The 5,795-nt window shown below is 73.8% G+C and carries 4 protein-coding genes; 2 read left to right on the top strand and 2 right to left on the bottom strand.

Annotated features, from left to right (window positions below):
• Positions 1 to 192: 192 nt before the first annotated feature.
• Entirely contained in the window at positions 193 to 1,203 is a 1,011-nt protein-coding gene (locus tag ACSNOK_RS29915; RefSeq protein ID WP_436783935.1) for a PHP domain-containing protein, read from the bottom strand.
• Positions 1,204 to 1,268: 65 nt separating this feature from the next.
• On the bottom strand, positions 1,269 to 2,708 hold the full coding sequence (locus tag ACSNOK_RS29910; protein WP_436783934.1) for a lipase maturation factor family protein: 1,440 nt from the start codon (positions 2,706 to 2,708) through the stop codon (positions 1,269 to 1,271).
• 88 nt (positions 2,709 to 2,796) lie between these two features.
• Between ACSNOK_RS29910 and ACSNOK_RS29905 the strand changes: the two genes are divergently transcribed.
• Together ACSNOK_RS29905 and ACSNOK_RS29900 are read left to right on the top strand one after the other, a co-directional pair.
• The gene (locus tag ACSNOK_RS29905) at positions 2,797 to 4,896 is read left to right on the top strand and encodes a SpoIIE family protein phosphatase (protein ID WP_436783933.1); all 2,100 of its coding nucleotides are present in this window, start codon (positions 2,797 to 2,799) and stop codon (positions 4,894 to 4,896) included.
• Between the two features lie 44 nt (positions 4,897 to 4,940).
• Positions 4,941 to 5,654: a TetR/AcrR family transcriptional regulator gene (locus ACSNOK_RS29900; RefSeq protein ID WP_436783932.1), complete on the top strand. Its 714-nt coding sequence runs from the start codon at positions 4,941 to 4,943 to the stop codon at positions 5,652 to 5,654.
• The last annotated feature ends 141 nt before the right edge of the window (positions 5,655 to 5,795 follow it).

Here is a 5,795-nt window from a genome sequence, read left to right as displayed (position 1 = left end):
GGGGTTCGTTGCCGTGAGGGGTGCCCCGGTCCCGCCCTTTCGCCGTTTCCTGGGGGCGAGCCCCCAGACCCCCGAAACCGCGCTTCGCGCGGTTGTCCTCAAGCGCCGGACGGGCTGAGGTGCGCGCCCAAGGGCGCACTATCCAGTCCGTCCGGCGTTTGAGGACGAGCGGCGGAGCCGCGGGACCGGGGCCTACTTCCCCCGCGTCCACTCCAGCAGCGCGCCCCGCCCCCACGTCGTGATCACCCGCTCCGCCGGCACCCCGCACTCCTCCGCCCGAGCACACCCCAGCACCTGCCAGTCCAGTTGCCCCGGCGCGTGCGCGTCGCTGTCGATCGAGAACAGCGCCCCCGTCTCCAGCGCCAGCCGCATCAGCCGTCGCGGCGGGTCCAGCCGGTCCGGCCGGCTGTTGATCTCGACGGCGGTGCCGAAGCGGGCGCAGGCGGTGAAGACGAGTTCGGCGTCGAAGACGGACTCGGGCCGTTTGCCGCCGACGAGCCGGCCGGTGCAGTGGCCGAGGACGTCGACGAGCGGGTTGGCGACGGCGGCGACGAGCCGCCGGGTCATGCTCTCGGCGTCCATCCGCAGCTTGGAGTGGACGGAGGCGACGACCACGTCGAGCCGGTCGAGGAGCTCGTCCTCCTGGTCGAGGGAGCCGTCGGGGAGGATGTCGCACTCGATGCCGGTGAGCAGCCGGAAGCCGTTCCCCAGCCGCTCGTTCACCTCGGCGACGACGTCGAGCTGCTGCCGCAGCCGGTCGGCGGACAGGCCGCGGGCGATGGTCAGGCGGGGGGAGTGGTCGGTGAGGACGGCCCACTCGTGGCCGAGGTCGCGGGCCGCGCGGGCCATGACGTCGATCGGGCTGCCGCCGTCCGACCAGTCCGAGTGCAGGTGGCAGTCGCCGCGCAGGGCGGCCCGCAGCGCCGCGCCGCCTTCCGTGAGCGGCCGGTCCGCCTCCTGCTCCAGGCGGGCCAGGTAGGCGGGTACCTCGCCGCGCAGCGCCTCGGCGACGACGGCCGCCGTCTTGGGGCCGATGCCTTTGCGGTCGGTGAGCGACCCGCCCTCCGACCGGCGGCGCACCTCCTCGGCGGGCATCGCGGCGACGACGCCGGCCGCCGTGCGGAACGCCTGGACGCGGTAGGTCGGGGCCCCGTCGCGTTCCAGCAGGAAGGCGATGCGTTCCAGTGCCTCCACGGGGTCCATACGGGGTCACTCCTGTCTCGTGACGGTCTCGGGAAGCCGGTTCACCAGCCGGTTCGGGAGTCGGTTCAGGGCCGGCGCAGGGCGGCCGGCGGCAGGAACTCGCGTACCAGCTCGCGGTGCCACCACGCGCCGGTGGCGCGCAACTCGCGCCAGGTGGTGAAGCGGTAGAGGTAGAGCCGGGCGCGGACGTGGGCGGGCGGGGCGTCGGGGAACGGGTTGTGGCGGAGCAGCCGGAGCGTGTCCCGGTCGTTTTCGAGCAGTCGTTCGATGAACGGCCCGAACCAGTCCCGGGCGTAGGCCGGGGAGATCCCCGCGAACCACATCAGCCAGTCCAGCCGCAGATGCCACGGCGCGAACTGCCGGGGCAGTCGTCGCGGGTCGCCCGGCTTGCCCTTGAACCCGTACTCCCGCCACTCGGTCTCCGGCCCGAGGGCGGTGTCGGCCGTCCCCTCCACCACCACCTCGAAGCGGCTCCGGTTGACGCTGCCGAACGCGCCGTACGTGTTGACCAGGTGGTACGCGTTGAAGGACATGTTCATGCGCTGCCCGCGCGAGAGCAGGTTGCGCACCGGCCACCAGCTCAGCACGGCGACGAGTACGGTCACCGCGATCACCAGGACCTCGTACCAGACGGGCGCCGCGTGGGCGGGGGACGGCAGAGGGGAGTCCGGCAGGCCGAACAGGTCCGCCATCGCGTCGCCGTCCACCGCCGCGAAGGCCAGCACGATCGTCAGCCAGTTGAGCCAGGCGAAGTTGCCCGAGGCGACCAGCCACAGCTGGGTGACGATCACCAGCCCCGCCGCGACGCTCGCCACCGGCTGCGGCGCGAAGAGGCCGAACGGCACCACGAGCTGGGCGACGTGGTTGGCGGCCGTCTCCACCCGGTGCAGCGGCCGGGGGAGCCGGTGGAAGAACCAGCTCAGCGGGCCCGGCATCGGCTGGGTCTCGTGGTGGTAGTAGAGGCAGGTCAGATCGCGCCAGCAGCGGTCGCCGCGCAGCTTGATCAGCCCGGCGCCGAACTCCACCCGGAAGAGCAGCCAGCGCAGCAGGAACAGCACCAGCACCGGCGGATCCGTCCGCGCGTTCCCCAGGAACACCGCGAGGAACCCGGTCTCCAGCAGCAGGGACTCCCACCCGAAGGAGTACCACGTCTGGCCCACGTTGACGATCGACAGGTACAGCCCCCACAGCACCGCCCACATCAGCATCGACGTCCACAACGGCACCAGGTCGGCGGCGCCCGCCGCCACCGCGGCGGCCAGCAGCGCCCCGCCCCAGGCGCAACCCGCGAAGAAGCGGTCGGAATAGTGCCACCGGAACAGGGTGGGGACCCGGCGCGCGGGGACGTACTCCAGGAACCGGGGGACGGGCAGCATGCCGCGCTCCCCGATCAGCGCCCGGAACTGCAGCGCCGCCGAGGCGAAGGCGACCAGGTACAGGACGGCCAGTCCGCGCTGGAACACCAGCCGGCTCCACCCGTAACCGGAGGCCGTGAACCACTCCATGCCGTCCGAGTACCCCGCATGCCCTCACCGGCCGCGCGCTCGCCGCGAAGAAATCGAAGAAACGGACAAAAGATGGCAGAGTGAATCCATGGTTGATCGGGGAGCGACGCCTGCCTCCGGAGCGCTGCCGGACGACTGGCCCGCCCGCCCGGAGCACTGCCTCGCCCTCAACCACGTCGGCACCTTCGACTGGGACCTGCTCAGCGGACGGCTCCACCTCGACCCCATCGCCCTCGACATCCTCGGCATGCCGCCCGACGCCTTCCACGGGAACATCGCCGACCTCGCCGCCCGGGTGCCGCGGGCCGACGGCGCCCGCCTCGACGCCCTGGTCGCCCGGGCCCTGAAGGACGGCAGCGAGAGCTACGGCGCCTACCACCGGGTGCGCTGCCCCGACGGGCTGCGCTGGGCCTACACCCAGGGCCGCATCGAACGGGACGCGGCCGGCCGCCCCTGCCGCATCCTCGGCGTCCTCCGGGAGGCGAACGAGGAGCTGCGCCTCCCCGGCCGGCCCGGCGAGCGGAACGGCGACCGCCGCCACCAGACCACCGTCGTCGAGACCATCACCGCGGCCCTCGCCCACGCCAGGACCGTCCAGGACGTCATCGACTTCTTCAAGGACGCCCGCGCCGTCGAACACCTCGGCTCCGACCTCCTCGTCCTCGGGCTGATCGAGTCGGGACGCGTCCACCTCGTCGCCGAGGGCCCGGCCGAGCACTTCATCCCCGGCACCCGCTACACCCGCATCGACGACGACTTCCCGATGAGCGAGGTCATCCGCACCCTGACCCCGCGCTTCATCGAGTCCCGCGAGGAGTGGGCCCGCTGCTACCCCTGGCTCTGGGAACGGATCAAGGACATCGGCATCTCCTCGGCCGCCTACCTGCCGCTGATCGCCCAGGCCCGGCCCATCGGCGCGCTCGGCCTGCTCTACCGCGAGGCCCGCGGCTTCACCCAGCAGGAACGCAACCTGTTCATCGCCCTCAGCAGCAGCCTCGCCCAGAGCATCGCCCGCGCCATGCTCTTCGACCAGGAGCACGACCTGGCCGAGGGCCTCCAGCAGGCCATGCTGCCGCGCCGGATCCCCGAGGTGCCCGGCGCCCAGATCGCCGTCCGCTACCGCTCGGCCCGGATGGGCCGGGACATCGGCGGCGACTGGTACGACGTCGTCCCACTGCCCGGCGGCCGGGTCGGCGCCGTCATCGGCGACGTCCAGGGCCACGACACCCACGCCTCCGCCGTCATGGGCCAGCTCCGCATCGTCCTGCGCGCCTACGCGGCCGAGGGGCACTCCCCGGGCACGGTCATGGCCCGCGCCTCCGCCTTCCTCCACGAGCTGGACACCGACCGCTTCGCCACCTGCGCCTACGCCGAGGCCGACCTGGCCACCGGCGCGGTCCAACTGGTCCGCGCCGGGCACATAGACCCACTGCTCCGGCACGCCGACGGCACCTCGCGCCGGCTGCCCGTCGCCGGCGGCCTGCCGCTGGGCCTGTCCGCCGAGTTCGGGCGGCTCGACTACCCGGTGACCACGGTGGAGCTCGAACCCGGCGAGACGCTGATGATGTTCACCGACGGCCTGGTCGAACAGCCCGGCTCCGACCTCGACGAGGGCATCCGGCAGCTCGCCGGGCTCGTCGAGGAGGGCCCCGACGACCTGCACGACCTCGCCGACCGGCTGTGCGACGTGGTCGAGGAACGCGTCGGCGAGGACGACATGGCCATCCTGCTGCTGCGCCGGCAGGGCAGCGTGGCCCGCCCGGGCGGGCGGCTCCAGCAGCACATCGCGCCCGCCGACCCCGAAGCCCTGTCCGCCGCCCGGCACATGATCCGTACGGCTGTCCGCGCCTGGGGCATCCGGGACCGGGCCGACGACATCGAGCTCGCCGCCGACGAACTGGCCACCAACGCCCTGCTGCACACCGACGGCGCGGCCGTGGTGACCATCCGCATGGTCCCCGGCGCCGAACGCCGCCTCCGCGTCGAGGTCGAGGACCGCTCCAGCGCCCTGCCCCGCCGCCGTGAACCGGGCGAGTCGGGCGTCTCCGGGCGCGGCCTGCTGCTCGTCGACCGGCTCGCGGACGTCTGGGGCGTGGAGTCGCGGGGGAGCGGCAAGTCCGTGTGGTGCGAGTTCGCCCTGGGGCCGGTCCGGGAGGACGCCGGGTCACCGGAGGGGCGGAGTCCGTAGGGCCGCTCGGACGGTGCCTGCCGGGCGGCAGGTAGCGTGCCGCCATGGACACTTCCGGTGGAGACACCACGCGAACGGCCGTCATGGCGACGGCCCGTCAACTGCTCGGCGAGACCGGGGCGGCCGGCGTCACACCCGACGCCGTGGCGCGGGCGAGCGGCATGTCCGCCGCCGAGGTCGCGGGCCTCTTCCCGCACCGGGACGATCTGCTGACCGCCCTGCTGATCGACGCCTACGACACCTCCGCCACCGCGCTGGAGGAAGCGGACGGGCGGGCCCGCGAGGCCGGGGCGCCGGCCGGCGCGCGGCTGCTGGCCGTCGCCCGCGCCGCGCGGGCCTGGTCCCTCGCGCACCCCGACGAGTTCGCCCTGCTCTACGGGTCGCCCGTGCCGGGCTACCACGCCCCGCCGGAGACCGTCCCGCCCGCCGCGCGCACCCCCTCGGTGCTGGCCGGTGTCCTGCGGGCCGCGCTGGAGAACGGCGAACTGACCCCGCCCCGCCGGGCCGTGCCCGGGCCGCCCCTGATCCGTCCGGAGGCGGTGGCCCTGTTCGGCGAGGCCCCCGGCGAGCCGTTCGCGGACCTCATCGAACGCGGGATCGTGCTCTGGAGCGGCCTGATCGGCCTGCTGTCCTTCCAGGTCTTCAGCCGCACCCACGACAGCGTCCACGACCAGGCGGCGTTCTTCGACTACGCCGTCGCGGTGGTGGCGGAGGGCGTCGGCCTGGTCGTTCCGGCGGGAGACACGGGAGCCCGCTGACGCCGGAGGCCGTGCCGCCCTCGTGCGAACCGGTTCCGTGCCGCGCCGGGCGCGGAACCGGTGACGAGACCGCGTCCTCGCGCGGCAGGGAATTCCTCCCGGAGGGGGGGCGCCACATCAGGCGCCCCCGCCCCGTACGCC

It is taken from the genome of Streptomyces sp. URMC 126 (genome assembly GCF_051386555.1).
GTDB lineage: Bacteria > Actinomycetota > Actinomycetes > Streptomycetales > Streptomycetaceae > Streptomyces.
Note: the sequence above shows the minus strand (reverse complement) of the source record. Positions and strands in the feature narration are given on the sequence as shown.

Excerpts from the sequence above, each read along its gene's own strand:
- ACSNOK_RS29905 (WP_436783933.1), top strand. The coding sequence starts at position 2,797 with ATGGTTGATCGGGGAGCGACGCCTGCCTCCGGAGCGCTGCCGGACGAC.
- ACSNOK_RS29910 (WP_436783934.1), bottom strand. The coding sequence starts at position 2,708 with ATGGAGTGGTTCACGGCCTCCGGTTACGGGTGGAGCCGGCTGGTGTTC.
- ACSNOK_RS29900 (WP_436783932.1), top strand. The coding sequence starts at position 4,941 with ATGGACACTTCCGGTGGAGACACCACGCGAACGGCCGTCATGGCGACG.
- ACSNOK_RS29915 (WP_436783935.1), bottom strand. The coding sequence starts at position 1,203 with ATGGACCCCGTGGAGGCACTGGAACGCATCGCCTTCCTGCTGGAACGC.